This window comes from Companilactobacillus sp. HBUAS56275, from assembly GCF_036913655.1.
Classification (GTDB): domain Bacteria; phylum Bacillota; class Bacilli; order Lactobacillales; family Lactobacillaceae; genus Companilactobacillus; species Companilactobacillus pullicola.
Window position 1 is genome coordinate 171,442 of the sequence record NZ_JAYKKK010000001.1, and the last position, 26,168, is coordinate 197,609.

A 26,168-nucleotide genomic window follows, 5' to 3' on the forward strand; every position below is an offset into this window, starting at 1 on the left:
TATGAAGATTGAAATGAAAAACATTTCTAAGGCCTTTGGTACCAACAAAGTTTTGGAAGGTGTTAATTTCACGGTTCAATCTGGAGAAGTTCATGCTTTGATGGGTGAAAATGGTGCTGGTAAATCAACCCTGATGAATATCTTAACTGGTCTTTACGGAGATGACGGTGGTGAGATTCTCGTTGACGGCAAAGAAACACATTTCACTGGTCCACTGGATGCGGAACAACACGGAATCTCCTTCATTCACCAAGAGATGAACAATTTTCTGGAAATGTCAGTTGTTGACAATATGTTCCTTAATAAGGAAATTAAAAACAAATTTGGCATTATGAATGAAAACAAAATGCGTGAACAAGCTAGATTCTACTTGAATAAGTTGGGCACCAAAATTGATGTCGACAAACCAATTGGATCATTAAGTGTTGGACGTCAACAAATGATTGAAATTGCTAAGTCATTGATGACTGACGCCAAGATCATTATCATGGACGAACCTACGGCTGCTTTGACGGAAAATGAAATTGAACAATTATTCGAAGTAGTTCGTGAATTGAAGAAACAGGGCGTTGGCTTTATCTATATTTCACACCGTATGGAAGAGCTCTTTGAAATTGCGGATAAAGTAACTGTCATGCGTGATGGTATTTCAATTAACGAATACGCAACTAAAGATGTAGATATCAAACAGTTAGTTAAGGATATGGTTGGTCGTGAGATCGACGACTTCTATCCAGATCGTGATCCTCATTTTGGTAAAGTTGCATTAGAAGTTCAACATCTATCAGAAAAAGGTGTCTTCAATGATGTTAACTTCCAAGTTCAAGAGGGCGAGATCTTAGCTTTCTCCGGCTTGATGGGTGCGGGTAGAACTGAAATCATGCGTTCTATCTTCGGAATTGATCCACACAATGAAGGCAAAGTATTAATTAATGGCAAAGAGGTCCATATCCATTCGCCTCAGGAAGCTATTAAAAATCAAATCGGTTTCTTGACTGAGAATCGTAAAGATGAAGGTTTGATTTTGGATGATTCTTTAAGAGACAACATCGCCTTGCCATCTATCAATGGATTTGTTAAACATGGAATTATTGACGACAAATCGGTAAACGATTTCACAAATATGTTAATGAAACGTTTGACCGTTAAGGCTCAAAGTGCTGATGTCAGTGCCGGTAGTCTTAGTGGTGGTAATCAACAAAAAGTTGTTTTGGCTAAGTGGGTTGGTTCAGGTTCAAGGGTATTGATTCTAGATGAGCCTACACGTGGCGTCGATGTTGGTGCTAAACGTGAAATCTACGACTTGATGAATGAGTTAACGGATCGAAACGTAGCTATCATCATGATTTCCAGTGATTTACCAGAAGTTCTAGGAATGAGCGATAAAATCGCAGTCGTTTATGAAGGTAAAATCACTGGTATCGTCGATACGAAGACGGCAACACAAGAGTCAGTTATGACTTTAGCGACAGGGGGATCAAACGATGGAAGAAAAGACTAAAACTGCCGAAAAGAACAGTTTTAATTTCAAAAAGTTTATTAGTAAATTAGGACCGCTAGTGGCTTTAATTATTTTGATTATTTTGGTTACAGCACTAAGTCCGGGGTTCATTCAACCTAGCAACTTGTTAAATCTATTGAGACAAGTATCAATCAATGCCGTAATTGCCTTTGGGATGACCTTTGTTATCTTGACAGGTGGTATCGATTTGTCAGTTGGTTCTATTCTAGCTTTAACCGGTGCTGTTACTGCTTCGATGCTAGCAAGTGGAACTTCAGCTATTGTCGCCTTGTTAGTCGGTTTCTTGATGGGTGGACTTTTAGGTTTTCTAAACGGGGTTTTAATTGCCTATGGTAAAGCTGCACCATTCATCGCTACATTAGCTACAATGACTATTTTCCGTGGTGCAACATATGTCTTTACAAATGGTAATCCTATTACTGGGGCTAAAATGAATAACAGTTTCTTGTTCCAATTCATGGGCCGTGGTTACTTATTAGGGATTCCAGTTCCAATCTTTATTATGGCAATTGTTTATTTAATTTTATATGTCTTGTTACATAAGACAACTTTTGGACGTAAAACATATGCTTTGGGTGGCAATGAACAAGCTGCTTATATCGCTGGTGTTAAGACTAAGGTCGTAACAATGTGGATCTATACTATTTCTGGATTGATGGCATCATTAGCCGGAATTATTTTGACTTCACGTTTGAGTTCCGCTCAACCAGATGCCGGTACATCTTATGAAATGGATGCTATCGCTGCCGTTGTTTTAGGTGGAACATCATTAGCTGGTGGTAAAGGTAGAATCTTTGGAACATTGATTGGTGCCTTGATCATTGGAACTTTGAACAATGGTATGAATTTGTTAGGAATTTCCAGTTTCTATCAACAAATCGTTAAAGGTATTGTAATTTTGATCGCTGTACTACTAGATAGACGTTCATCAAATGATTAATCATATTAAGGGGGATTTTCTATTATGAAGAAATCTTTAAAGCGTGTAATTTTAGCAGTTAGTATCTCAGCCTTAGCTATGTTCACTCTAGCAGGGTGTGGCAAGTCAGGACTTGATTCAGGTGGGTCAGATAATTCGAAAGTAGAAACTAAGAAACCAAAGGATATTAAAGTCGGAGCTTCACTATCAACTTTATCAAATCCATTCTTCGTTTCTGTTAAGAAAGGTATCAATGATTTAGCTAAGAAAAATGGTACTAATGTACAAATTTCTGATGCTCAAAATGATACAGCTAAGCAAAACAATGATATTGAAGATCTAATTACAAAGAAAGTTGACGTTTTGATCATTAACCCAGTAGACTCATCAGCTATTACACCAGCTGTTAAGGATGCTAATGATGCTGGTATCCCAGTTATCACCGTTGACCGTTCTAGTGATGGCGGAAAAGTTTTGACATTGGTTGCATCCAACTCTACTAAGGGTGGACAAATGGCCGCTAAATTCTTGATCGATAAATTAGGAAACAATGCTAAAGTTGCTGAACTACAAGGAATCCCAGGAGCTTCAGCAACACGTGAACGTGGTAAAGGTTTTGATAATTATGCTAAGGGTAAACTAGATATTGTTGCAAAACAAACAGCTGGCTTCGATCGTGCTAAAGGTTTAACTACTACAGAAAATATTCTTCAAGGTAACTCAGATATCGTCGGAATCTTCTCACAAAATGACGAAATGGCTCTAGGTGCTGTTCAAGCTGTTAAGGCAGCTAACAAAGATATCGCTATCGTTGGTTTTGATGGTGAAGAAGATGGTGTTAAGGCTGTTAAGTCAGGTAAGATGGCCGCAACAGTTGCTCAACAACCAGAAGAAATGGGACGTTTAGCATTACAAGCTGCATATGATCACTTTAATGGTAAGAAAGTTAAGAAGAACATTGAATCACCATTGAAGTTAGTTACAACAGATAGTTTAAATAAGTAATAAATAACATGAATTAAAAGGGAATGTGAATTTACTTCATGTTCCCTTTTTTGGAGGAGAGCAAAATGGCAAACAAAGTAGTTGTAATTGGAAGTATTAACGTCGATAACATCATGCATATCGACAATCTGCCTCAACCAGGTGAGACTATCAAAATGAATTCATTCTCCAAAGCCGGTGGTGGTAAAGGTGCTAATCAGGCGGTCGCTGCCGCAAGGTCTCAAGCTGAAACTAGTTTTATCGGTCGTGTTGGGGATGACAGTAATGGCAAAATGATGTTGAAGCTGTTAAAAGAAGACAATATCGACACTAAGCACATTACAGTTGTACCTCAGGCCGATACCGGGCAAGCATATATCCTCTTACAAAAATCAGGACAGAACTCAATTATTTATCAAGCAGGGGCTAATTCTTTAGTAACTTCAGAAGATGTTGATCAAGCTCAAGAAACGATTCAAAAGAGTGATTTTGTCGTTACAGAATTTGAAACACCAATTCCTGCAGCCATCGCGGCTTTTGAAGTGGCTCGTGCAGCTAATAAAGTAACAATTTTAAATCCAGCTCCCGCCGTTAAAAAAATTCCAGAAGAACTATTGAAGTTGACTGACATCATTACTCCAAATGAAACGGAAAGTGAATTGATCTCTGGTATTAAAATTACAGATGAACAATCACTGAAGGAATCCGCTGCTTTCTATCATGGTCTAGGTATCAGTTGTGTCATCATCACTTTAGGTTCAAAAGGTTCATTTGTTTCGCACAATGGTCAATCAGAACAAATTTCAGCCTTTAAAGTTAAAGCAGTTGATACGACAGCGGCCGGAGATACCTTTATTGGTGCGTTGTCGTCTGAATTAGATCCAGATCTATCAAACATTCACGATGCTATTGTTTATGCAAGTCAAGCATCGTCTTTAACAGTTCAAAAACTAGGAGCCTTTCCATCCATTCCTAAGCGTGAAGCTGTTCTAGAATAATAACTAAAAACCCGCCGAAATCGATTCGACGGGTTTTGCTTATATTGGCTTTTACATCAGAGAGTTTATTATAATTTAATACAAATTGGGAGGATATTTATTGTAAGTAGTATTAATGAGAAAATCACATTTGTAATGTATATATCTAAGGAGAATATTTTATTGGTCAGATATCTTTATCTATCTGACGGCTACAATATACTTCCTTTTTTAAAAATAGTGAAATAAAAAGTCTTGGTTTTATCTCTGGTATTTACGCAATTTTGGTGGGATATAGCTTTGAATAAAGTCATTGATTTCTTCCAAAGAATCGCTAAACAATAGGGTTTCACGGGTCTTTGCAGCCATGAATCCTTGGTCGACCATCTCATCGAAGAAACTTTCCAATTTGTCATAATAGTGATTGACGTTATAAAAGATGCAGGGATGTGAACTGACACCAATGATAGTCCATGAGAAGGCCTCAGAAATTTCTTCAAGAGTTCCCGGACCACCAGGTAAAGCAATATTTGCGACAGAATCCTTTAACATAGCTTCTTTACGTTCAGACATGGTATCGACAATATCCAAACTTGATAGATTATCATGAGCTAGGTTGCGGTCGTAGAGTTGTTGCGTAATGATTCCATGAACAAACCCATTCTCTTCTAGTACGCTGTCAGCAACAACGTTCATCAGACCATTGTTACCGCCACCGTAGGTCAAACCGTAATTATTTTGGACGATCCATTTGCCCAATTTTTCAGCACCAGTAGTATAAATTTCTTGGTTACCAACAGAGGCACCACAATAAACAGCAATATTTTTCATTTTTAACCTCATTAAATATCAAAATTAGTTTCTCGCTTGAGTCGACGGTAGTAAAGAACTGAGGCCGTATCCAGAGCATCTAAAGCTCGTAACTGATCATCAGAGAGCTCTTTAGTACTGAGGGCGAGGAGAATAAAAGTAGTATAAAGTTTCTTAGGAGCTAGGTCTAAGCCGGTAGATTCACTGTCTCTTTTCAAATCACGATGCAAAGCAGGTACGGTCAACAGAGGTGTGTTAGCGGCCTTGTTGCGACTTAAAAAGAGATTCTGATCATCCCAAAAAGATCTGAAGGGGGCAATATAAGTTTTATAAGTGTCGAGAAACTGCTGTTCATCTTGATTGAAGTCCAACTGATTGAATTTACGATAGAAATCAGGTGCCAGGGCTTCTTTATAATTAAAGCCTTTAGAAATTATCAAAATCAGTAATCTCGTATAAACACTAAGATCAGCTTTCAAATATTCAGGAAGCTTCAAAAAGACGACAGTCGGGAAATCAGTCTGCTTAGGTACAGTGACACTATTAATATTTAAAGTCGGTATCTCTGGCGTTTTTTTGACACTGAAGAGATATTTGAAGTAGACATTTAAATTGCTGATGACTTTATTGATCGTACTGGGACTAAGTTGGAGCTTTTCTAACATAAAGTCCTTGAAGAGACGGACATCCATTTCGTGGACATCTTTGATATCTTCCGATATTTTATAGTCGTTATTGTGTTGAATCGTATAATTAAAAAAGTCATTCAGAGAATTCATATATTCAGTGTGTGCTTTATTAGAAATATGTCTAGTTTTTAAATGAGCTTCAAAACCAGATAAATAAGGGATTTTTACCATTTGAGACCCTCCTTTGTCAATATTATACCGTTAGTTAAAACGTCTAACAAAATTTAGTGGGGAAATAGGGGAAATAAATAGTGACAGCAATCAATGATCACTGTCACTAAGGGATGATTATTTAATTTGTTAGTTAATCGTTACATCTAAAGCCTGGTCACCAGCTAAGACATCTTTTTCTTCAAAGGTACCCATTTCTTTGACTGCATCAGAATTAGTGATAATAGTCATAATTGAAGAGTCCTTTTTAGCAGCTTTAACTTGATCAAGATCCATAGTTGCTAATTTTTGACCTACCTTAACTGTATCGCCTTCTTTGATAAACATTTCAAATGGTTTACCTTTTAATTCAACAGTATCAATGCCCAAATGCAACATGATCTCTAGTCCATGCTTAGAAGTGATCATTAGAGCATGCTTAGTAGGGAAGACAGTTCCAATAACGCCACCAATAGGCGCTACAATAACATTATCTGTTGGTGCAACAGCAAAGCCATCGCCCATAAGTTTTTGTGAAAAGACTGGATCACTAACTTTATCCAAATGTATTAATTTACCGTTTGCGGGTGCAACAAATTCATCAACTTTTTTTCTAGAGAACAACCCCATAATTAAATCTTCCTCCTTGATGTTTTAACAAGTAACAGCACAATAAAAGATACTTGCTAATGCGCTTAAATTGTCTATGATAAAAGTAACTTGAAGATTATCTGAAAGCGCTTAACCACTCATATATAGTATAACTCCTGAAACATAATTTCAATAAGAAAAGGGTATATACCACAATCCTTAATATAAAAACAATAAATTAAAATTAAATTTTAATAATTTGAAAGAGGTAAAAATAATGATTAGTAAGATTTATTATCATAAATATCAATTAAGTGAGCATACATATTTAATAGGAACCACTGAAAAAGGATTATCGTTCATAGGTTCCCGTGATCAAGGTATTCAAGAAATGGAACAATTTTATTACGGAGTACAGTTAGTGGATGACGAACAGATGACCAATAAATATGCGAACCAGCTTAAGGAATATCTTGAAGCAAAAAGGCAAGATTTTACTATGGAATTAGACATTCCTGGAACAAAATTTCAGGAATCTGTTTGGAATGAACTAAGAAAGATTCCATACGGCGAAACAAGGAGTTATACCGAAATAGCACAGGCTATTGGTAAGTCTAAGTCGGTTCGTGCCGTGGGTTCTGCAGTAGCCAAGAATCCAGTTTTGATCGTGGTTCCTTGTCATCGTGTTATTACGAAATCGCATAAATTGGGTAACTACCGTGGCGGTTTAACTATGAAGAGGGATCTCCTAACTTTAGAGGGTGCTATTGATTAATAATGTTTACTTTCGAGTAATCATGGGGTACACTTACCCTTGAAATTAGGTGAGTGAATACTTACTCACTATACTTTTCTCCAGGGGTGAGTACAGATGATAAAGACGGTTATTTCAATAAATGATGTATCAAAGAGTTTTGATAAACAAAAGGTTCTAAAAGATGTCAATTTACAGATACCAGAGGGCAAGATCATTGGTTTGATAGGGCCTTCTGGAGCTGGTAAATCAACAATTATTAAGATTATTCTAGGGATGGAAGTACCAGATTCGGGAATGACGTTAATTTTTGATAAAAAGATGCCTAATCGTAAGTTATTGGGACAAATCGGTTATATGGCACAGACAGATGCTTTGTATGAACAGTTAACTGGACGCGAGAATTTGAAGTTTTATGCGGATATGAAGGGCTTAAGTAAAGAAGAAGCACTAATACAAGTTAAACACGTGGCTCAAGTAGTTGATTTAGAGAATGATTTAGACAAGCGTGCCAGTGGTTATTCAGGCGGTATGAAGAGACGTTTATCTTTAGCAATTGCATTATTGGGCTTTAATCGTGTGTTGATTCTAGATGAACCGACGGTCGGCGTTGATCCAGCGTTACGTAAGCAGATTTGGTCAGAACTACAAAAACTGAGGGATGAAGGTAAGACGATTTTGGTAACAACACATGTGATGTCTGAAGCAGAATTGACTGATGAGGTGGCACTCTTATTAGGTGGAGAGATCATCGCTGACGATACGCCTAATAACCTTAAACAAGCTTACCAAGTAGATTCGGTTGAAGAGGTCTTTTTGAAAGCGGAGGCACAACAATGAGAACATTAATGATTGCTCAAAGAGTTATTAAGGAACTTTTACGTGATAAGAGGACTTTGGCGTTGATGTTTTTAGCACCGATTCTGATTTTATTTTTAATGAAACTAGTTTTCTCAGTTAATTCGCAAACGGATGTCAATATTGCTACTGTTAATGTGAACACTAGTCTGACTGATAGATTGGATAAGGCTAGTCACGTGTCAGTAATTAAGTATCAGGAAAACAAGGATGCTAAACGTGCATTAACTAATAAGAAGGTCGATGCAGTGGTTAACTATCGTGATAATAATTTTTACGTGACTTATAGTAACGTCGACGCTAGTAAAACTACAGCTACTAAATTAGCTTTAAACAACGCTTTATTAGTTAATTCAAATCAACAGATGAAACAACAATTACAAAAGTTACAGTCAGCTTTAGGGATGCCCAAAAGAGCCGTAACTAAGGCAAAAATTTATAATAATTATGTCTACGGAAATTCAAAAACGAACTTCTTTGATAAAATAGTTCCTATCTTAATGGGATTCTTCGTCTTCTTTTTTGTTTTCTTGATTTCAGGGATGGCTTTATTGAACGAAAGAACCTCAGGAACGTTGAGTCGTCTGTTAGCAACGCCAGTTAAAAGGTCGGAGATAGTCTTTGGTTATATGCTTAGCTACGGAGTGATTGCTATCTTACAAACTTTAGTGATCGTCTTATTTACGGTCTGGGCCTTAAATGTTGAAGTCGTTGGCAACATTTTTTACGTAATTTTAATTAACTTCGTTTTAGCACTGGTAGCGTTGGCCTTTGGCATCCTGATGTCGACCTTTGCTAAATCGGAATTCCAGATGATGCAATTTATTCCTTTAGTCGTTATTCCACAAATCTTTTTCTCAGGAATCATTCCGTTGGATACGATGGCTCAAGGTGTAAGAGTGATCTCTTATATATTACCGTTGAAGTATGCCGGTGATGCATTGACTGGAATCGTCATGTCAGGTGACGGTTTTGCACAGATCTTAACGCCGATAATAGTTTTATTAGGTTTCTTAGTTGTTTTGACAGTGTTAAATATCTTAGGGTTAAAGAAATATAGAAAGGTTTGATTAGATGGAGAAAGCATTTCAGAAGTTAGATGATTGGTTAGCAGTTGAGAAGATGCCAAATGGTAAGAAACGGGTCTTACGGGCTGCTATGACTCTTTTTTCTCAACAAGGGTATGATGGGACCTCAACCGCACAAATTGCGGAGTTATCGCAAATGAGTCAGGCCACGATCTTTAAGTATTTCAAATCAAAGGAAGATCTATTACTGTTCATCATTAAGCCAATGATTGAGCATATTTTACCGGCCTATGGAAAGTCATTTGCACAGCAGTTGCAGGGGAGTGGGGATGATTTAGCCAGTTTAGTTCACTTTATTGTTTTTGATCGTTATCAGTTTTTGGTGCAAAATAAAGATGTAGCGATTATTCTGATTTCGCAATTGCTGATCAATGATGAAATTAAGAATATGTTGTTTGAGGAAATTCAATCAATGAAAGATATCTTCATTGATAACGTTTGGCAACCGCTGGTCAAAACAAGAGAACTGAGGGATGATCTAGATCTATTGCAGTTTCTAAGAACTGTTATTGGCCAAATCTTATTATATTTCTTGCAGAGTCAACGTATTTTGCAAATAGATGATCAACAACAGATTGAATCTGATTTACTGAAGATTGAACGTTCAATAATTTTAGCAGTTAAAAAATAGTTTCATTTGCCAAGTATGATATGCTTGTTTTAATTGATTTTTATCAGTCTGAGGAGTAGTTTACCTTGAATTTAGAAGCCATTTTAAAAGAAGAATTTGGATATGATACATTTAGAATCGGCCAAAAAGAATTAATTGAAAAAGTTTTATCTGGTCAGAAGGCCATGGGGATAATGCCTACCGGTGGTGGGAAATCGATTTGTTATCAGCTACCAGCCACGGTTTTACCCGGTGTGACCTTGGTCGTTTCACCCTTGATCTCTTTGATGAAGGATCAAGTCGATAGTTTGAATGAGGTTGGAATTCCAGCCACTTTTTTGAACAGCACAGTTGAGTGGCATGATCGAGAAGAACGTATGCGCTATATCGAAACTGGGGCAGTCAAATTGTTATTTGTGGCGCCTGAGAAGATTGTTAATGATGAATTTTACAGTTGGTTGTCAAAGCTAGATATTTCGTTGATAGCAATTGACGAGGCTCATGTTTTGTCATCTTGGGGTCATGATTTTCGAAGTAGTTATTTAGAAATGATACCGTCTTTAAAAAAATTACCTGGTAATCCAGCTTGGTTAGCTTTAACTGCCACAGCAACGCAGCAAGTTCAAGATGACTTGGCGGGTATCTTAGATATACCTGAGCAAAACATCGTTAAAACCGGCTTTGAACGGACTAACCTAACTCTAAAAATTGAACGTGGTGTTGATAAACTGAAGTTCGTATCCAATTATGTCCTGAGTCATAAGAATGAATCAGGGATTATTTATGCTGGCCGTCGGGAAGATGTCGATAATTTATATGAATATTTTCAAAAGAAAGATATTAAAGTTGGCCGCTATCATGCTGGTCTAAGCGATAAAGAGCGTCATCAACAACAAGAGGACTTTTTGTATGATCGAACTAATGTTATTGTGGCGACGAATGCCTTTGGTATGGGGATCAATAAGACTAATGTACGTTATGTCCTGCACTATACGATTCCTGGGACCATTGAAAGTTATTATCAAGAGGTCGGTCGTGCAGGACGAGATGGCTTACCAGCTGAAGCAGTTTTATTATTTGCTCCGGCTGATTTGAATCTCCATCGCTTTTTTATCGATAAATCTTTAGGTGATGACGACTACAAGCTGAGTTTGAAAAATAAATTATTTAAGATGAGTCAGTATGCGGGAACAGAATCTTGTCTGATGAAATTCATTTTGGATTATTTTGGCGAGAAAAATACCAGTCCCTGCGGTAAATGTTCTAACTGTTTGGATAATCGCGAGGTGATCGATATTACTTCTGATGCTCAAAAAGCTCTAAGCTGCGTAGTAAGAATGGATCAGAAATACGGTAAAAAGATGATCACACGTGTGTTGGTCGGTAAGGACGACGTTGCTAATGACTGGCACCACTTTGAAAAACTTTCTACCTTTGGCATTTTTAAGGACAATACTTTAAAGCAAACGAGTCGGTTGTTAGATTTTCTAACGGCTAATGGCTTTTTAAAGAGTAGTGGTGGAAGATATCCAATTCTGTTGCTATCAGACAAAGGCTTAGATGTCCTAAAAGGGAAAGTATCAGTCTCCAGGAGAAAAGAGGAGACGGTGGCTACAGAATCTAAGTCGTTAGTGGCTGATGGTAGTTTTGATGTAGATCTATTTGAGAAGTTACGTAAATTACGCTTGAATCTAGCTCGTGAACAGGGAATAGCACCATTTATGATTTTCTCAGATAAGACTTTAAAGAATATGTGCGAGAGCATGCCTTCCAATAGTGATGAGTTCTTGGCTGTCAGTGGGGTAGGAAAAGTTAAATTGGAACAGTATGGTGAGCAGTTTATTGCAGAGATAAGTACATATCGTAGTGAGGTAGAGGCTTAAATAGACTAATAGTGGTATAGTTAAGCTGAAAGTTTTACGAAAACAGCCAAAAACAGAACAAACCACAAAAACACTGCTATAATAGGGTTTATCAAAAATAGGTAAGCATGGCAAAACATATAAATAGCCAATAATAGGGAATAAGAGTCAAAATACAAGCTATATATGAGCTTAAAACTGATTTTTTATGATGAGTTGTTGGCTAAAAAAGATGAACTTGATGTCTGAGAGCGTCTCTCAAACATCAAGATTTTTTGCCTTTATAATTAAATTTAAAAGTTTTACGAAAACATTAATAATAAAAAAACAAAAAAAAACATTAATAATAAAAAAACAAAAAGAGGGTAACAAAAACGAAAAAAATTGCAATAATCTCTGACATACATGGAAATTACACTGCATTTAAGAGGGTAGTTGAAGATGCAGAAAAAGAGGGCGTAGATGAATATTGGTTTTTAGGTGACCTTCTAATGCCCGGCCCAGGTACTAATTCTATTCTTGAACTATTAGATTCTTTAAATGCCCCTATCAAATTAAGGGGAAACTGGGACGACTTTCTTTTTGAAGATATTTTACCTATCAGCAAAGCTTATATTGATGAGCCTCAGACTACCTATATTGTTGAGTTGTATAAGTACATCTACAATCACCTAGACCCTAAGTATATAGAGGAGATGCGCCAATGGCCTATCTCAAGTCAAACTACTATTGGCAATTTCAAAATTGTCTTAGCCCACAATTACCCTAAAAAGAATTTTGGTCACGAACTGTTACCTTACTCCAAACAAGCTGACTTTGACAATTTGCTCTTTACTGATCCATTTGATATTGCAGTTTATGGTCACGTACACCATCAATTATTAAGAACTAGTAGCAAAGATCAATTGATCATCAATCCCGGTTCCATCGGTCAACCATACACGGCTTGGAGCAAATTCAGTGCTGACAGACGCGCTCAGTACGCTATTTTAACTTTTGATAAGACAAGCTATCGTGGAATTGACTTTAGAAAAGTTGCTTATTCAATTGATGACGAATTAGTCCTAGCTAAAGCCAGTGAATTGCCATTTTATGAGCTATATGAGCGCATTTTTACTGAAGGCAAAGCTTTTACCCATAATAATGATGCTTTGAATGAGATAATTGCTAAATATGACTATAAACCCGATGTTTTAGCATATTTGCAACATTTGGAAAATAAGTAGCAAATTTTGTATCTTAAAATCACCGCTATATTTATACTAGTTGTTTGCGGAATCTGTTGTTCAAATAGCTATTGCTAGCATTTTCTTTGCAATAAGCATATTGGATAATAAAAAAGCTAATCACTAGGATTAGCTAACCAAGTAAAATCTATTCAGACTCATGATTGAGATCAAAGATATCCGACATCTTTGATCTCTTTTCGATTACAGATACATTATAAAGGATGAATTCAGATATAGCGATTCAAATTATCTATTAAATTGGTGATATTTAGAATCAATATTTTACTTAAATATATAACTTCTTATAATACATATTATGTAACCTTAGGTATTTAAATTAACAAATACTTTGAATTTCTGCTCTTTTCCACTCTTCTATATTTTTAAATCCAGCAAATTTATATTATTCAAATTAATCCAAAAAAGCAGTTCTGAATACGAATTATTACAGAACTGCTTTTTTAGATTTTAATGATGCTTTTTCCTAGAATTTACTTTTGTGATTACATAATGAGAAGTGTTTTATATAAGTTACCAATGTTTTTGATTTAGTGTTAAGAAATAAGAAACACCACCCAAAATCATTTTATGACATCTTACCCAGATATTTTTCAAGTATGTTCTTGTTCACATATTCTAAATATATAAATAGAATTGTGTTTTAATATGGTTATTGTTTAAGCTTAAGATTTAATTGTAGACACAATAAGAATAATTCTGTTTTCAATTTTTTATTCTCGTATTATATTATTTTAAAATAATACGAAGTTCCTCTATTGTTATCGCCATGAATTGATCTCCTTTGGTGTTCCCAATTCCCTCACTAACATCTATAAATCCAAATTTTGTGAAATATGACTGTGAATCTTTTATTGCACAGACGGCAAATAGACTTACGCCAATAACATTTGATATATTTTCAACAATGAGGAAAATTTGCTCCATTAACTTTTGACCATATCCGTTATGTTGGTATTCCTTATCAATTCCCATCCAAACCATGTCTACGGTTGGTAGTTCAGTATTTCTATTAAGAGTGGGCACATCAAATTTTTGTTTTTTCTTTTTAAGTCTGAATTTTTTAAATATTCTTTGACTTCCGGCATTCAGAGAAAAAAAACCTATTACCCTTTTTTCCTTTTCGGAGATTAAGAGAAAGGTTTGCATAATATTTTTTTCAGAATAGGATAATGCTTTGGTTTTTAAAAAATCATTTATTAACTCATAATCAGAAACACTGTTTTTATATTTTTCAACATTTTTTGGTACACAATCAAAAGATGATAACTTAATATCATCTTTTTCTTTTAATATCGTAATCGGTCTCAATATAAGATTATCATCCATAATTAATTGTTAAATGAAATTCCTTTTCTGGTAATAACAATATTATTATTGGATTTATTTAATCTTTTTGAAATATCTTCTAATTCTTTTTTTCTTTCATCAGTTATTGGTTTAAATACTATTTTTCCCCAATTAGAAAGAAGTTTCTTTTTTGAATTATTGTATTCAATCATAATTATTTACCATCCTTATTTAAAATAGATTGCAATAACCCATTTATAGCTAGTTACAATAAGTTTTTCTAAAACTTATTGTAACTAGCTTATCAAGCTTTGTCAAAATTAATAAAAGTGTTCAAAAAATAAGTTAAATCATTTTTAAATACTGGTACTGTAAGGCTTATCTTTTATGTAGAATTTCTAATTCGATAGTTTCTTTCGATAAACCAAGGGACCGTGATTATAACCAGACTTAAAAGCTTGTGAAAATGATTCGGTACTAGCTATAGCCTAATAAATGAAATCTGTGGAATTACTGGAACGTGGTGGATCTCTAAGCTCAGTCTTCTGGTAACCTTGCTACGCAAGCTAAATAGAATTACACCACTGATGGCCATAGACTTTTTACTACCGACTGGACCTCTAATTTTAATATTATAGAGTGAAATTGCAATGTTTAGAGATTTTTTAGTGCTATATAATCAAATATAACTTTCAACCTTTAGATATTAACAAATTGTATTTTTGAATTGTAATTTAAACCCATACTCCCAAAACCGATCCCCAGTATGAGTAATGCTACAGAAAGCCAGGCAGAATTCGTTGTTCCATTCATTACAATCAAAATGTACGACAACAATATACTAATCATACTGACAAGAACTAATAATCTTGGTCCTAATTTTTAATAACTAGACTACCTAATCCCCCGAATGCGAATACGGTCAAAGAAATTGTGCTAGTAAAGCAACAATTGCAGATGCAGAGAAATCCTTAATTTTATTGAGATAAGACTACCTACCCAATCAATTCTTTCTTTCAACTTTATATCGTCTTGCAGTACGCAATTATATTTGTTATTTTATTTGGCCTGAAAAAGTAAGATAATATAGGTATTAATAAATGATTTAATGACATTTTTAAAATGTATCATTGAAGTTTTTTAAAACTTTAAAACATGGAGGATTCTATATGACTATACTCTTAGGCATAGGATTAATAGTCTTATCAATTTTTGCAATTGTTGGTAATATTAGTAACTCAAAACAATTTGGTAGAAAGATTATGTCAGATAAATTAATTTTTTACATATTAATGTTGGTTGGCGGTATAGTCTTAATTGTGTTCTGAATTAATAATTATTAGCAACGAATTAAAAGAGCATCAGATTGAATTCATTCAATCTGATGCTCTTTTTAGTCATTATTATATTGCTTAATAAATTGATTTAGTCCTTGAATATCTCTAATGGACAATCTAACAATTCTTCTTATTTTGCCAAGATATTTTTTATCGATTCTTGCTAAGCTATCTACGTCAATATATGAAGGCTCATTACATCTTAATTAACAATACAATATTGTCATCATGTTAGATTTAAGATAGTTGTTTAGAAAAGTCAGATTCGGGATATATTAATGTTCGATTGATTGTTATAATTATATCTATGAACATATTTCACTTGGAGCATAAACAATGCATACTAAAGAATTTAATAAGAATGCTGTAATAAATAAAATAGATAGTTTCTCGGGACTCGCTCATATCGGCAACGGTAATAATAAGGATATTGAGGCTTACTATCGTTCATTCATGGACTGGCTGGATCAAAACAACGTTTTAGCAATTATTGATCAATATGCTAATGTACAAATGAATTTAAACAATGTAACTCCTCATGACTTCTTGATATGGTTGCTACACTACGGAGACGTCTACGACAATCTCTTAAGATATTGTTTAAAGGTTAATTCTAATTTTGATTATAAAGACTATGCAATTGAATTCTACAATTTGCGTAAATTACATCCCAAATTTTCTTTTACAGTCGCCCTTTCTTCTCAAATGATGACGAACAGATTCTTGTCAGATAATGATATTACTAGTCTAACCAATCTATTAATTACAATTCCTGACAATAGCAACAAAAGCCAGCAGGTTTATCAAACTTCTAGTATTGGTAATGGATTATTTGATGCCTTACACAGGCTATCAAACTTTGCAACTGAGAGAGTAACTCATAGTTAGTTAATAGAATCGAAAAAATATTGATTTAACAGTCTTTGTAAGGGTATTCAAAGCGTATACCCATTATAGTTTACCCTATTTTTTAATCGTGATACTATAACAATGTGCTTAAGGCATAAGACCTCTTTTAACCATGTGTTTCTTCCCTAGATTCGGGTAGAAAATAATATCTGGTTGCAACCTTGTATAGGCTGCAAGTCCGTTAAAGTTTAAAATGAACATGTGTTGTTCAACTTTAAAGACTGTTTAGAAGCCAAGTGTGGCAGTATGGTTTAAAAATAGACCTCCTACTTGTTGAAGTAGTTGTCTTGACCCTATATGGGATCGTGTTACATGTAAATAATATGCTTAAAGCATAAAATCCTCTTTGCTGATAGGTTTCTTCTTTTCAATGTTAGGTAGAAAATATCTAGTATTTGATGATTAACCTAGGTTATGATTCGGTTTAAAGTTTTGAGCGGAACCTAGTGTTCTAGGGTTCGTAATTCTTTGAAGGAAACAAGATGAGGCATCCCAGTAAGTTGGGTTGGAGGCTATCCTTTAATATTTATTGGATAACCTCTTTTTTTGCACTTTTTTCGAAAAAAGGATACCAGACTGACTTTTATTCAATCTGATATCCTTTTGTTTTGTGTGATACGTGTACCAGCTTACGGTTAAACAAATTATAAGTTTTCCAGTCTCTTCATTAACTCAGAATTGTCATCATAGAGTTCATTAGCTGTCTCTAAAACGATTGGGCGTACTTTTTCTGTCCTTCTAGAAGCTATTTCTTTTCCGTCAGTGGTTAAAAAATCTCGATTAATCATAATCATCCCCTTGCGTGAATATTATAAAGTGATATACATACAGAGTTCAATAAATTTAAACAAATCCTATAATTGCCCGTTAACCAAACAAATACCCCTCAATCCACTATAGATTGAGGGGTATTTTTAACTATTAATGTGTTGCTTTTTTCAAAACTCTAAAGCGGATAAATTTACCTAATTCGGTGATGACCAGAACAATGATACCAGCCACGATAGGAATAAACCAACCGTAATAGAAGTTAATACTTGTTGTTTCAAAGATTGACTGCATAAATGGCAAGTAGATAATTGCTAATTGTAGAACAATTAAAATCCCAACGATCAAGAATGCCATCTTATTTTGGAAGAAGTATTTGGAAACGACCGGATGATCATTTCTTAAATTGAATAGGTAGAAAATCTTACCAAAGATAATGATATTCAACGCCATCGTACTACCGACAATGGTTGGTAGTCCTTTACTTGTTAGTAAGTCAAAGGCCCAAATACCTAATCCAGAGATCAATAAGGAAACATAGATTATTTCAAAGGTATCTAGCTTGTTCAACAACCCAGCTTTTACGTTTCTGGGACCACGAGCCATGATACCAGCTTCTGGTGGTTCAAAGATAAAGGCGAATTGAATTGTTAAAGCAGAAACCATGTTGATCCAAAGTAATTGTGCTGGATAAAGTGGTAACTCTTGTCCCATAAGGATACTGATAACCACAATTAACCCTTCAGCAAAACTGGTTGGTAATAGGAAACGAATTGTCTTACGGATATTATCGAAAACATGACGTCCTTCACGAACGGCCACGACGATATCAGAAAAGTCATCATCGGCTAGAACCATATTAGCTGATTCTTTAGCGACTTCAGTACCCTTGATGCCCATTGCCACACCAATATCGGCTTGTTTCAAGGCAGGCGCATCATTGACACCATCCCCTGTCATAGAAACAACGTGATCATTAGCTTGTTGAGCTCTAACGATACGTAATTTGTTAGCAGGAGTTGTTCTAGCAAAGACGTTATAATCATCAATCTTGTCTTTTAGTTCTTCATCTGACATAGCGTCGATTTCTGAACCCGTGATGGCTTTAACAACTGAATCCAAATCTAACTTTTTAGCGATTGCAGCAGCGGTATCAGGATGGTCACCAGTGATCATTTTAACCTTCACACCAGCCATTCTTAATTGATGAATAGATTTTCTAGCTTCTTCACGTGGAGGATCGATGATACCAACCATACCGGCCATTGTAAGATCATCAATATGATCTTGAGAAATACTGTCGACAGAAGCATCAACCACTTTATAGGCTAAGGCTACGACTCTAAGACCGTCAGATGACAATTCCGTGATTTTACTATTCCAATAATCTTCATCAGTACCCTTTTTAGAGGCATTGATGATCGTTGTTGGAGATCCTTTAACCATTAGAATCCTCTGACCATCAAAATCAACTAAACGCGCGGAATAACGAAAGGCCGAATCAAATGGTAATGAGTCAACTTCGTCAACTTCTGGATCTTTACCAGTTAGTTTACGGAAAAGTGTTGTTAAAGCACCATCAGTCGGTTCACCAGTTAATTCCCAACGATTGTTTTCAAAATGTAACTGAGCATCAGTCGTTTGACCAGCGATATTGACCAGCCACTTCATTCCCTCATCGTTTTGCCAGTCAAATTTTTTAGCATCTAATTCCAATTCGCCATCGAAATCAATACCGCCGTCAGCATCATAGCCAACACCGGTAATGCTAAATGTGTGTTCAGGAGTAACTGCCTCTTTAACGGTCATCTCATTTTTTGTTAGGGTACCAGTCTTATCGGTATTAACGATATCAACAGCTCCCAAGGTTTCAACAGCAGGTAGAGATTTAACAATAACCTTACGTTTGGTCATCTTACGTGTACCCATAGCTAAAACAACTGAGGTACTAGCTGGCAAGCCTTCAGGCATCGAACCAACGACCATAGTGATAACGGCAATTAATAAGGTTGGTAAACTGTATGTATCAAGGAAATAACCGATTATGAATAGTAGTACAGCCGTAACCACAATAGCAATTGATAAGCCAAAGCCTAATGAATTCAAGTTACGCATCAATGGTGTCGGCTTCTCTTTAACTGTTTCAACAGAATCTTGGATTTTACCAATTTCAGTATCCCCAGCTGTGGCAATGACGATTCCTAATCCGGAACCGCTAGTAACGGCAGTAGAGGCAAAGACCATATTTTGACGTTCAGCTAATGGTAAATTATCATCGGCCATCGGCTCTTCGATCTTATCAACGGGATTAGTCTCACCTGTTAAAACGGACTCCTGAATACTTAAGTTGTCAGCGGAAATAAGTCGCATATCGGCAGGAACGGCATCCCCAGCTTCCAAATTGACTAGATCACCGACTACTAAGTCACGAGCATCTAGTTCAAGTTTTTCACCATCTCTAAAGACAAAGTTCTTAGAAATCAACATTTCACGAATTTTTTCCAAGGCATTGCCAGCTTGTTGTTCCTGGATATAACCGATAATGGCATTCGCAATGATTACTAATCCAATAACAATCGAATCAGAATAGCGACGCATCAAGAAAGTCATGATAGCAGCAGCCGCTAAGATGTAAATAATACTGTTATTGAACTGTTTAATGAATTGAACGAATTTTGAAACTTTTTTTGATTTCAATTCATTTCGACCGTGTTCTTTTAGACGTTTTTCAGCTTCAGAACTTGTAAGTCCGTCTTCCAGATCAGTTCCATAAAGTTTCTTTAATTGTGCTTCATTTAATTGCCAAGTCTCTGAATTGTGACTCGGGGGAAGATCCGCTTGGGATTCTTCATCACTTTGGTAAGAATTATCATCTAGCATTTAATATTTTTCTCCTAATTATATCTATCTAATGTATTTTGGCTTCTAATCAAAACTAAAAAGACCAATTTTCTCACATCCCTTACAGTACATTGGAATTAACTAATTACTCTCTATACTATTAATATATAATATTTTATCTTAATAGTGTTAATAAGTAACTAATAAAATTTTAATTATCGAAAAGACAATTTGGAAAAATGACTTAAATTTATACGTTATGAAACATATATTTTTAGAATGTCTCTTATCTACCAGATTAGATTTATTTGATTCTGTTCACAGTACTAACAGGCTTGTATGATGATGACATTAACTAATCGAGGTATTTAAAATGACTAACAATCGATCTATCAAAATTCATATTCTACATACAGGACTAGTAAAAGTAGATAAAGCTCTACCCTTTCACGGACAATTTCGTAATCCATTAGCCTTCACAGGATTATTTCGTTCAGAGAAAAATCAAGTTGTACTGCCCGTTTCGAGTTATCTAATTGAACATCCCAAAGGGTTAATTTTAATCGATACCGGTTGGAATAAATTGGTTAGACAAAGTAACTGGAAAGAATTAGGACCACAGGTACAAATTAATACTGGTTATCTTCCCCAGGGTTGGTCCATTGATGAACGTCTGCAAGAACTTGGATATAAACCTTCTGACATAGATTATTTGTTGTTGAGTCACATGCACTGTGACCATGTTAGTGGATTAAAACAAGTTAAAGATGCTAAAAACATTCTTGTGTCGCAACCAGAATGGAAAATAGCTAATCGGTTACCAATGGTTTACTTACCTCACGAATGGAAAGGTGTCACCGTGCAAACTTATCAATATGATCATTCTAATATTGGCCCTTTTGATGAGAGTTTTGATCTCTTCGGTGATGGTAGTATCGTACAAATTCATACACCAGGACATGCCGCAGGTATGTCTGCCACAATAATCAAGGGTAGTGATGACAAGTATGTTCTTTTAGCAGCCGATACCGGTTATGCCGCTCGTTCCTGGGAGAAGATGATAACACCGGGTATCTGTACTAGTCGAAAAGATGCTATTACCTCTTTGGGTTGGATTCGAGAACAAGCACACAGTAAGGATTGTATAGCAGCAATTGCTAACCATGATCCAGAAGTCGATGCTCAAATAATAGAATTACCCTATTGATTTTTTAACGAGGCCATTCATAAAAGTAGCAATTTTTTCTTGCTGACCATGTTCGAGTGACCAAAGTATTGCTGTTAAGGCACTGTTAGCGTAAAAATCACTTAAAAAATCATTGGGAACATCAATCCTTATTTGTGATGCTACTTTGTCAAAATACTGCTTTAAAATTTTAAAATAAGCTGCCTTTAAATTATCCTTAACATCCGTTATGGTCATTAATGTAGTAATTATCTTTCTATCTGGAACAAGGCCATTATACAGGTCAAGTAACAGTTCATCCTGCTGTAATTGCTGGACTCTGTTGGAAAGAAGAGCTTTGAAATTATTAGCTTGAGTATGGTTCATCTGTTCCAATAAGTCGTATTTATCCTGGTAATGATGATAAAATGTGCTGCGTCCAACTAAACTAGCTGTGCATATATCATTTACCGTAATTTTTTCAAAGGACTTATCTTGTAATACTTGGATAAAACCTTCTTGAATATCTCGGATTGTTTTAATTACTCTTAAATCTGTAGTCATTTGCATTCCTTTCCTACTCTGATCTCTAAAACTACCTTACTGTCTTGGTAAAAACAAATCAATATAAAAAATTCTTGAAGTCGTTCTGGAAAACCATTGTTCTAGTGTAAAAGAATACCCATACCTCGATAGTTTCGAAGTATGGGTATTAATTATTTCTATTGTTTATAGATTTTCTTTAAAGAAGTCAGCAAACTTATCAAATGGGATCAGATTCATTTGGTCATATAAATCAGTATGTGTAGCACCTGGAACAATAACTAATTCTTTAGGGTCCTTCAAACGGTTATATGATTCCTCAGCCATATAACGTGAATGAGCTTTTTCCCCAGTTACAATAAGGACTGGACGTGGAGAAATTGTTTCAATATGTGCCTGCAAATGGAAATTATAGTAACTCAATGGAGTTGTGGCTGTCCAAGCTGAAGCTGAATTGACTGAACGGGGATGGAATGCGCGACCACGGTAATAATTGAAGAATTCCTTTGTCACTGAGTCAGCATTAGCTGGTAGATTTTCTGGGAATAAGGTATCTGATTGGATAGGCTTATCATTTTCGTCAAATGGTAGTTCATGTAAACCAGTGGCGGGTACACCCTTTTCTGCATCTTCCCAACGTTGTTGTGCTAAGGCTTGCTTTTCAATTTCACGTTGTTTTTCAGTTTTAGAATTATTTAATCCCATCCACATAGAATCGGACATATCATACATAACTGATGTGGCAACAGCTTTGATACGTACATCGATCGAAGCAGCTGTTAGTACGTGACTACCTAAACCACAGATACCGATAGCGCCAATTCTTTCGCGGTCGACAAATTTTTGCAAGCCAATGAAATCAACAGCAGCCGAGAAATCTTCAACGAAGATGTCTGGTGAAGCAACGTTTCTAACACTACCAGAACTCTCACCGGTAGTTGATTGATCAAAGGCAACAGTTACAAAGCCCTTTTCGGCCAATGTTTGAGCGTAAAGTCCACTTGATTGTTCCTTAACAGCACCAAATGGTCCTGAAATAACAATGGCTGGGTATTGTTTATTACTATCAAAGTTCAATGGTAGGTATAGATGTCCTGCCAGGATAAAGCCAAAGCGGTTTTTAAAACGAACGTTTTGGACGTCAATTTTGGGATTGATTTTGAAAACTCTTGTGTCATTTGCTAATTTACTCATTTATTATTATCTCTTTTCTTCTTATTATATGTCTTGTTTGATGGGACGAATGATAACTTCATTGACGTCCATGTTGTCTGGGGAATCAATCGCAAAGGCGACGGATTTAGCAATATTTTCTGCGGATAAACCAATTTGGTTCTCTATCTCTATTTCAGCTTTTTGATTATCAGGATTCTTAATTGATTTATACAATTCTGTTGAAACTGATCCTGGTGAAACAATCGTTGTCCGAATGTTATTGTTGTGCTGTTCCTGACGAAGGCCTTCCATAATTGCTCTAACTGCAAATTTTGAACCATTATAAACTGCTAAATTGGGAACGACCACATGTCCAGCTACAGAATCCGTAGCAATAATATGGCCAGATTGTTGCTTAACCATTGTTGGCAATACGGCTGCAATACCATTAAGAACGCCCATAATGTTGACGTTAAGAATTTGCTGCCATTCATCACGGGCACGATTGATCAAAGCGTTAACTGGCATTACACCAGCATTGTTGTACAAGACATCGATATGTCCGAATTCTTTATTAGCTGTGTCTATTAAAGACTGCACCTCTTCAAAATTAGTGACATCAACTTTTTGCGTAATAATTTGTTCGTTTGGAAATTCAGCTTTTAGCTCATCTAGACGGTCTAATCTTCTGGCACCAATGACCAATTTGGCGTGATGCTTGGCTAGTTCTCTAGTTGTAGCAGCTCCAATTCCACTAGATGCTCCGGTAATAATAATAACTTTATTTTCTATACTCATTTATTTCTCTCCTTTTTAACAACATGCGCTGGGTTACCTGACACAGTCGTGTTTTCTGCAACATCGTTTGTTACAACTGTTCCCGCAATAACGGTTGCCCCTGAACCAATCGTGACGCCAGGTAAAATTGTTACGTGACCACCGATATTGACATTTTTTCCAATTACAATTGGTCTTTTTTTCGAGGTAGAGTAATCGGTAGTCAACAAAGTTGTATCAGGGCCAATGACCACGTCATCCCCAATTTTGATAGTGCCAAGATCGACCATCGTGACATTACAATTAATAAAAATATTTTTTCCAAGCTTAATATTGCGACCATAATCAGTATGAAATGGCAATCTAATTTCATTAGTTGGATCTAACTGATAACCAAATATTTCGCTCAGCAACTGATTGGTTTCTTGTGAACAAGTGCGACCGGTATTTAAATGTTGCAATAAGCGTTGGTTTTGATCTACTAGACGAGAATCAAGCTTGAATAAATCTGTTTGACATGTCATCTTATGTGCCCCCTTTCAACTGAATGACTATAGTATAAAAGGATTTGCTATATATGTGAAATACTTCTAAAATATAGATAAACATAATTAAAAGTTATGGGAGAAGAAATAATGGAATTACGTGTGTTACGATACTTTCTAGCTGTTGTCCAAGAGAAAAATATTACTAAGACTGCCGAAAAAATGCTAATTTCTCAACCGGCGCTTTCCAAACAATTGTCGGATTTAGAAAATGAATTAGGTACAAAATTATTTATTCGTGGACATCGACAGATCACTTTGACCTCCGAAGGTGAATACCTTAGTTCCAAGGCTAGTGAAATCATTGATTTAGCAGATAAAACCACAGCTAATATTTTGACAGATCAAGTGATTGGTGGAGATTTGACGATTGGTGCTGGTGAGAGTGTCGGTATGAAACGGATCATTGATGTCATGGGGAATATCAATCAAGACTATCCTGATGTTAAAGTTCATTTAGTTAGTGGTGACGCTAATGAGATGGAAAGTAAATTAAACAGTGGTACTTTGGACTTTGCTGTCTTCATGGGGAAACGAGATTTAAGTGATTTCAATTATTTGCAAATTCCTGAAACTGATCAATGGGGCGTGATTATGAGACGAGATGCCCTACTTGCCTCTAAAGAAGTTATTACGCCAAAAGATTTGACGGGCTTACCTTTACTGATATCATCTCAAGCTCGGTCCAATAACCGCTTTGATAATTGGTGGGGAAATTTAGGACCACAAATGACTATCACTGGTACATTCACGTTAGCGTTTAATGCAGAATTATTGGTTGAAAGCAGTCATTCCTATATGATGACTTTCAATCACCTTTTGAATGAGAACAATAGTGAGAAATTAATTTTTCGACCATTAGAACCAAAATTGACGGAACCAATTACAGTAGTTTGGAAGAAGAATACTGTGCTTTCAAAGGTCAATCAATTGTTCATAAATAGATTACGGGCCTCTCTTGAAATGGACTAAGGCGTTGATAGATAAGGGTTCTAGGGGTATTCAAAGCGTCTACCCTTAAAAATTTACCCAAGGACCTCGAGGTGCTATTATAAAATTGTGCTTAAGGCATAAAGGACCTCTTTTATCAGTATGTTTCTTCCCTGTGTTAGGGGTAGAAAATAATATTTGGTTGTAATTCTTATATAAGATTACAGGTCTTTAAAGTTCAAGATGAACAATATATTTTGTTCAACTTTAAGGGCTAAATTGAAGCCGATGTGGCTGTGTGGTTTAAAATGGACCTCCTACTTATTGAAGTAGTTGTCTAACCCTAAATGGGATCGAGTTACACGTTAAATATGCTTAAAGCATAAGAAAACCTCTTTGTTGATATGTTTCTTCTTTTCAATGTTAGGTAGAAAACATCTAGTGTTTGATGATTAACCTTGGTTATGATTCGGTTTGAAGTTTTGAGCGAGCTTCGTGTTCGCGATTCTTTGAAGGAAACAAGATGAAGCAATCCAAAAGATGAAGGTTTGGAGACCACCCCTACTATTTACGGGATGGCCTCTTTTTTTACAAAAAAACGTGATATTAAGTACAATAATTCAAACAACAATTTGTATTTGTGAAAGAAAGAATATATTATGACAACTATTGTGACCAACGTCTCAGAAGCAATAAAAAATTTAAAAAGATTAACTGACGATGTAGTTGATTCTGGAAATCATGTATCTATTTAGCTCGGAGACAAATCACAAAAATCTGGATGAGCCTTTGAATCAGCTCAAAAAGAATAATATAAAAACTTTGTCTAAAGAGGAATGGTATAAAT

At 35.6% G+C, this 26,168-nt stretch carries 24 protein-coding genes; 13 read left to right on the top strand and 11 right to left on the bottom strand.

Features of this window, described 5'->3' with window-relative positions; translation table 11 throughout:
• The first annotated feature begins 1 nt into the window (after window position 1).
• From U8526_RS00835 to rbsK, 4 genes are all read left to right on the top strand, one after another.
• The gene (locus U8526_RS00835; protein ID WP_334340069.1) at window positions 2-1,501 is read left to right on the top strand and encodes a sugar ABC transporter ATP-binding protein; all 1,500 of its coding nucleotides are present in this window, start codon (window positions 2-4) and stop codon (window positions 1,499-1,501) included.
• Entirely contained in the window at window positions 1,485-2,462 is a 978-nt protein-coding gene (locus U8526_RS00840; protein ID WP_334340071.1) for an ABC transporter permease subunit, read from the top strand. Before U8526_RS00835 ends, U8526_RS00840 begins: the two co-directional genes overlap by 17 nt.
• Window positions 2,463-2,486: 24 nt before the next feature.
• The gene (locus U8526_RS00845; protein WP_334340072.1) at window positions 2,487-3,446 is read left to right on the top strand and encodes a D-ribose ABC transporter substrate-binding protein; all 960 of its coding nucleotides are present in this window, start codon (window positions 2,487-2,489) and stop codon (window positions 3,444-3,446) included.
• A 65-nt stretch (window positions 3,447-3,511) separates the two neighbouring features.
• Entirely contained in the window at window positions 3,512-4,423 is a 912-nt protein-coding gene (gene rbsK, locus U8526_RS00850; RefSeq protein ID WP_334340073.1) for a ribokinase, read from the top strand.
• A 240-nt stretch (window positions 4,424-4,663) separates the two neighbouring features.
• Here the strand turns inward: rbsK and U8526_RS00855 are convergent, their stop codons facing one another.
• The 3 genes from U8526_RS00855 to U8526_RS00865 all read right to left on the bottom strand — a co-directional run bounded on the left by U8526_RS00855 (window position 4,664) and on the right by U8526_RS00865 (window position 6,681).
• On the bottom strand, window positions 4,664-5,233 hold the full coding sequence (locus U8526_RS00855) for a TIGR00730 family Rossman fold protein (RefSeq protein WP_334340074.1): 570 nt from the start codon (window positions 5,231-5,233) through the stop codon (window positions 4,664-4,666).
• An 11-nt stretch (window positions 5,234-5,244) separates the two neighbouring features.
• Entirely contained in the window at window positions 5,245-6,072 is an 828-nt protein-coding gene (locus tag U8526_RS00860; protein ID WP_334340075.1) for a site-specific integrase, read from the bottom strand.
• A 129-nt stretch (window positions 6,073-6,201) separates the two neighbouring features.
• On the bottom strand, window positions 6,202-6,681 hold the full coding sequence (locus tag U8526_RS00865) for a PTS sugar transporter subunit IIA (RefSeq protein ID WP_334340076.1): 480 nt from the start codon (window positions 6,679-6,681) through the stop codon (window positions 6,202-6,204).
• A 238-nt stretch (window positions 6,682-6,919) separates the two neighbouring features.
• On the opposite strand from U8526_RS00865, the gene U8526_RS00870 reads away from it, so the two are divergent.
• The 6 genes from U8526_RS00870 (at window position 6,920) to U8526_RS00895 (ending at window position 13,040) form a co-directional block, all read left to right on the top strand.
• On the top strand, window positions 6,920-7,417 hold the full coding sequence (locus U8526_RS00870; RefSeq protein WP_334340077.1) for a methylated-DNA--[protein]-cysteine S-methyltransferase: 498 nt from the start codon (window positions 6,920-6,922) through the stop codon (window positions 7,415-7,417).
• 99 nt (window positions 7,418-7,516) lie between these two features.
• Window positions 7,517-8,236, top strand: a complete 720-nt coding sequence (locus U8526_RS00875) for an ABC transporter ATP-binding protein (protein ID WP_334340608.1) — start codon at window positions 7,517-7,519, stop codon at window positions 8,234-8,236.
• On the top strand, window positions 8,233-9,324 hold the full coding sequence (locus tag U8526_RS00880; protein ID WP_334340078.1) for an ABC transporter permease: 1,092 nt from the start codon (window positions 8,233-8,235) through the stop codon (window positions 9,322-9,324). Before U8526_RS00875 ends, U8526_RS00880 begins: the two co-directional genes overlap by 4 nt.
• Before the next feature lie 4 nt (window positions 9,325-9,328).
• Window positions 9,329-9,973, top strand: a complete 645-nt coding sequence (locus U8526_RS00885) for a TetR/AcrR family transcriptional regulator (protein ID WP_334340079.1) — start codon at window positions 9,329-9,331, stop codon at window positions 9,971-9,973.
• Window positions 9,974-10,038: 65 nt separating this feature from the next.
• Window positions 10,039-11,835 (top strand): DNA helicase RecQ, encoded by a 1,797-nt coding sequence (gene recQ / locus U8526_RS00890; protein WP_334340080.1) that lies wholly within the window; start codon window positions 10,039-10,041, stop codon window positions 11,833-11,835.
• Window positions 11,836-12,206: 371 nt separating this feature from the next.
• Complete coding sequence (locus U8526_RS00895; protein ID WP_334340609.1) at window positions 12,207-13,040, top strand: metallophosphoesterase family protein; 834 nt, start codon at window positions 12,207-12,209, stop codon at window positions 13,038-13,040.
• 750 nt (window positions 13,041-13,790) lie between these two features.
• Here U8526_RS00895 and U8526_RS00900 read toward each other — a convergent pair.
• Window positions 13,791-14,372 (bottom strand): GNAT family N-acetyltransferase, encoded by a 582-nt coding sequence (locus tag U8526_RS00900; RefSeq protein ID WP_334340081.1) that lies wholly within the window; start codon window positions 14,370-14,372, stop codon window positions 13,791-13,793.
• 20 nt (window positions 14,373-14,392) lie between these two features.
• Complete coding sequence (locus tag U8526_RS00905; RefSeq protein ID WP_334340082.1) at window positions 14,393-14,563, bottom strand: hypothetical protein; 171 nt, start codon at window positions 14,561-14,563, stop codon at window positions 14,393-14,395.
• Between the two features lie 1,461 nt (window positions 14,564-16,024).
• On the opposite strand from U8526_RS00905, the gene U8526_RS00910 reads away from it, so the two are divergent.
• On the top strand, window positions 16,025-16,576 hold the full coding sequence (locus U8526_RS00910) for a hypothetical protein (RefSeq protein ID WP_334340083.1): 552 nt from the start codon (window positions 16,025-16,027) through the stop codon (window positions 16,574-16,576).
• A gap of 665 nt (window positions 16,577-17,241) precedes the next feature.
• On the opposite strand, the gene U8526_RS00915 is transcribed toward U8526_RS00910, so the two are convergent.
• Both U8526_RS00915 and U8526_RS00920 read right to left on the bottom strand, forming a co-directional pair.
• Entirely contained in the window at window positions 17,242-17,385 is a 144-nt protein-coding gene (locus U8526_RS00915; protein ID WP_334340084.1) for a hypothetical protein, read from the bottom strand.
• A gap of 133 nt (window positions 17,386-17,518) precedes the next feature.
• A complete protein-coding gene (locus U8526_RS00920; RefSeq protein WP_334340085.1) occupies window positions 17,519-20,245 on the bottom strand; it encodes an HAD-IC family P-type ATPase in 2,727 nt (908 codons plus the stop codon).
• Between the two features lie 334 nt (window positions 20,246-20,579).
• Here U8526_RS00920 and U8526_RS00925 point away from each other — a divergent pair, with 334 nt between their 5' ends.
• Window positions 20,580-21,413 carry an N-acyl homoserine lactonase family protein gene (locus U8526_RS00925; RefSeq protein WP_334340086.1) on the top strand — a complete coding sequence of 278 codons (834 nt, stop codon included), beginning with the start codon at window positions 20,580-20,582 and terminating at the stop codon, window positions 21,411-21,413.
• Here U8526_RS00925 and U8526_RS00930 read toward each other — a convergent pair.
• From U8526_RS00930 to U8526_RS00945, 4 genes are all read right to left on the bottom strand, one after another.
• Entirely contained in the window at window positions 21,402-21,935 is a 534-nt protein-coding gene (locus U8526_RS00930; RefSeq protein ID WP_334340087.1) for a TetR/AcrR family transcriptional regulator, read from the bottom strand. The genes U8526_RS00925 and U8526_RS00930 overlap by 12 nt on opposite strands.
• 165 nt (window positions 21,936-22,100) lie before the next feature.
• Window positions 22,101-23,108 (bottom strand): alpha/beta hydrolase, encoded by a 1,008-nt coding sequence (locus tag U8526_RS00935; protein ID WP_334340088.1) that lies wholly within the window; start codon window positions 23,106-23,108, stop codon window positions 22,101-22,103.
• A gap of 24 nt (window positions 23,109-23,132) precedes the next feature.
• A complete protein-coding gene (locus U8526_RS00940; protein ID WP_334340089.1) occupies window positions 23,133-23,867 on the bottom strand; it encodes an SDR family oxidoreductase in 735 nt (244 codons plus the stop codon).
• Window positions 23,864-24,370 carry a DapH/DapD/GlmU-related protein gene (locus tag U8526_RS00945; protein ID WP_334340090.1) on the bottom strand — a complete coding sequence of 169 codons (507 nt, stop codon included), beginning with the start codon at window positions 24,368-24,370 and terminating at the stop codon, window positions 23,864-23,866. Before U8526_RS00945 ends, U8526_RS00940 begins: the two co-directional genes overlap by 4 nt.
• Before the next feature lie 111 nt (window positions 24,371-24,481).
• On the opposite strand from U8526_RS00945, the gene U8526_RS00950 reads away from it, so the two are divergent.
• Complete coding sequence (locus U8526_RS00950; protein ID WP_334340091.1) at window positions 24,482-25,363, top strand: LysR family transcriptional regulator; 882 nt, start codon at window positions 24,482-24,484, stop codon at window positions 25,361-25,363.
• Window positions 25,364-26,168: the final 805 nt, after the last annotated feature.

Bases quoted from the DNA above. Each gene is read 5' to 3' on its own strand.
- U8526_RS00930 (WP_334340087.1), bottom strand. From the start codon at position 21,935: ATGACTACAGATTTAAGAGTAATTAAAACAATCCGAGATATTCAAGAA.
- U8526_RS00855 (WP_334340074.1), bottom strand. From the start codon at position 5,233: ATGAAAAATATTGCTGTTTATTGTGGTGCCTCTGTTGGTAACCAAGAA.
- U8526_RS00950 (WP_334340091.1), top strand. From the start codon at position 24,482: ATGGAATTACGTGTGTTACGATACTTTCTAGCTGTTGTCCAAGAGAAA.
- U8526_RS00905 (WP_334340082.1), bottom strand. From the start codon at position 14,563: ATGATTGAATACAATAATTCAAAAAAGAAACTTCTTTCTAATTGGGGA.
- U8526_RS00915 (WP_334340084.1), bottom strand. From the start codon at position 17,385: ATGATTAATCGAGATTTTTTAACCACTGACGGAAAAGAAATAGCTTCT.
- U8526_RS00885 (WP_334340079.1), top strand. From the start codon at position 9,329: ATGGAGAAAGCATTTCAGAAGTTAGATGATTGGTTAGCAGTTGAGAAG.
- rbsK (WP_334340073.1), top strand. From the start codon at position 3,512: ATGGCAAACAAAGTAGTTGTAATTGGAAGTATTAACGTCGATAACATC.
- U8526_RS00840 (WP_334340071.1), top strand. From the start codon at position 1,485: ATGGAAGAAAAGACTAAAACTGCCGAAAAGAACAGTTTTAATTTCAAA.
- U8526_RS00925 (WP_334340086.1), top strand. From the start codon at position 20,580: ATGACTAACAATCGATCTATCAAAATTCATATTCTACATACAGGACTA.
- U8526_RS00880 (WP_334340078.1), top strand. From the start codon at position 8,233: ATGAGAACATTAATGATTGCTCAAAGAGTTATTAAGGAACTTTTACGT.
- U8526_RS00845 (WP_334340072.1), top strand. From the start codon at position 2,487: ATGAAGAAATCTTTAAAGCGTGTAATTTTAGCAGTTAGTATCTCAGCC.
- U8526_RS00865 (WP_334340076.1), bottom strand. From the start codon at position 6,681: ATGGGGTTGTTCTCTAGAAAAAAAGTTGATGAATTTGTTGCACCCGCA.
- U8526_RS00835 (WP_334340069.1), top strand. From the start codon at position 2: ATGAAGATTGAAATGAAAAACATTTCTAAGGCCTTTGGTACCAACAAA.
- U8526_RS00870 (WP_334340077.1), top strand. From the start codon at position 6,920: ATGATTAGTAAGATTTATTATCATAAATATCAATTAAGTGAGCATACA.
- U8526_RS00910 (WP_334340083.1), top strand. From the start codon at position 16,025: ATGCATACTAAAGAATTTAATAAGAATGCTGTAATAAATAAAATAGAT.
- U8526_RS00860 (WP_334340075.1), bottom strand. From the start codon at position 6,072: ATGGTAAAAATCCCTTATTTATCTGGTTTTGAAGCTCATTTAAAAACT.
- U8526_RS00920 (WP_334340085.1), bottom strand. From the start codon at position 20,245: ATGCTAGATGATAATTCTTACCAAAGTGATGAAGAATCCCAAGCGGAT.
- U8526_RS00940 (WP_334340089.1), bottom strand. From the start codon at position 23,867: ATGAGTATAGAAAATAAAGTTATTATTATTACCGGAGCATCTAGTGGA.
- U8526_RS00945 (WP_334340090.1), bottom strand. From the start codon at position 24,370: ATGACATGTCAAACAGATTTATTCAAGCTTGATTCTCGTCTAGTAGAT.
- U8526_RS00935 (WP_334340088.1), bottom strand. From the start codon at position 23,108: ATGAGTAAATTAGCAAATGACACAAGAGTTTTCAAAATCAATCCCAAA.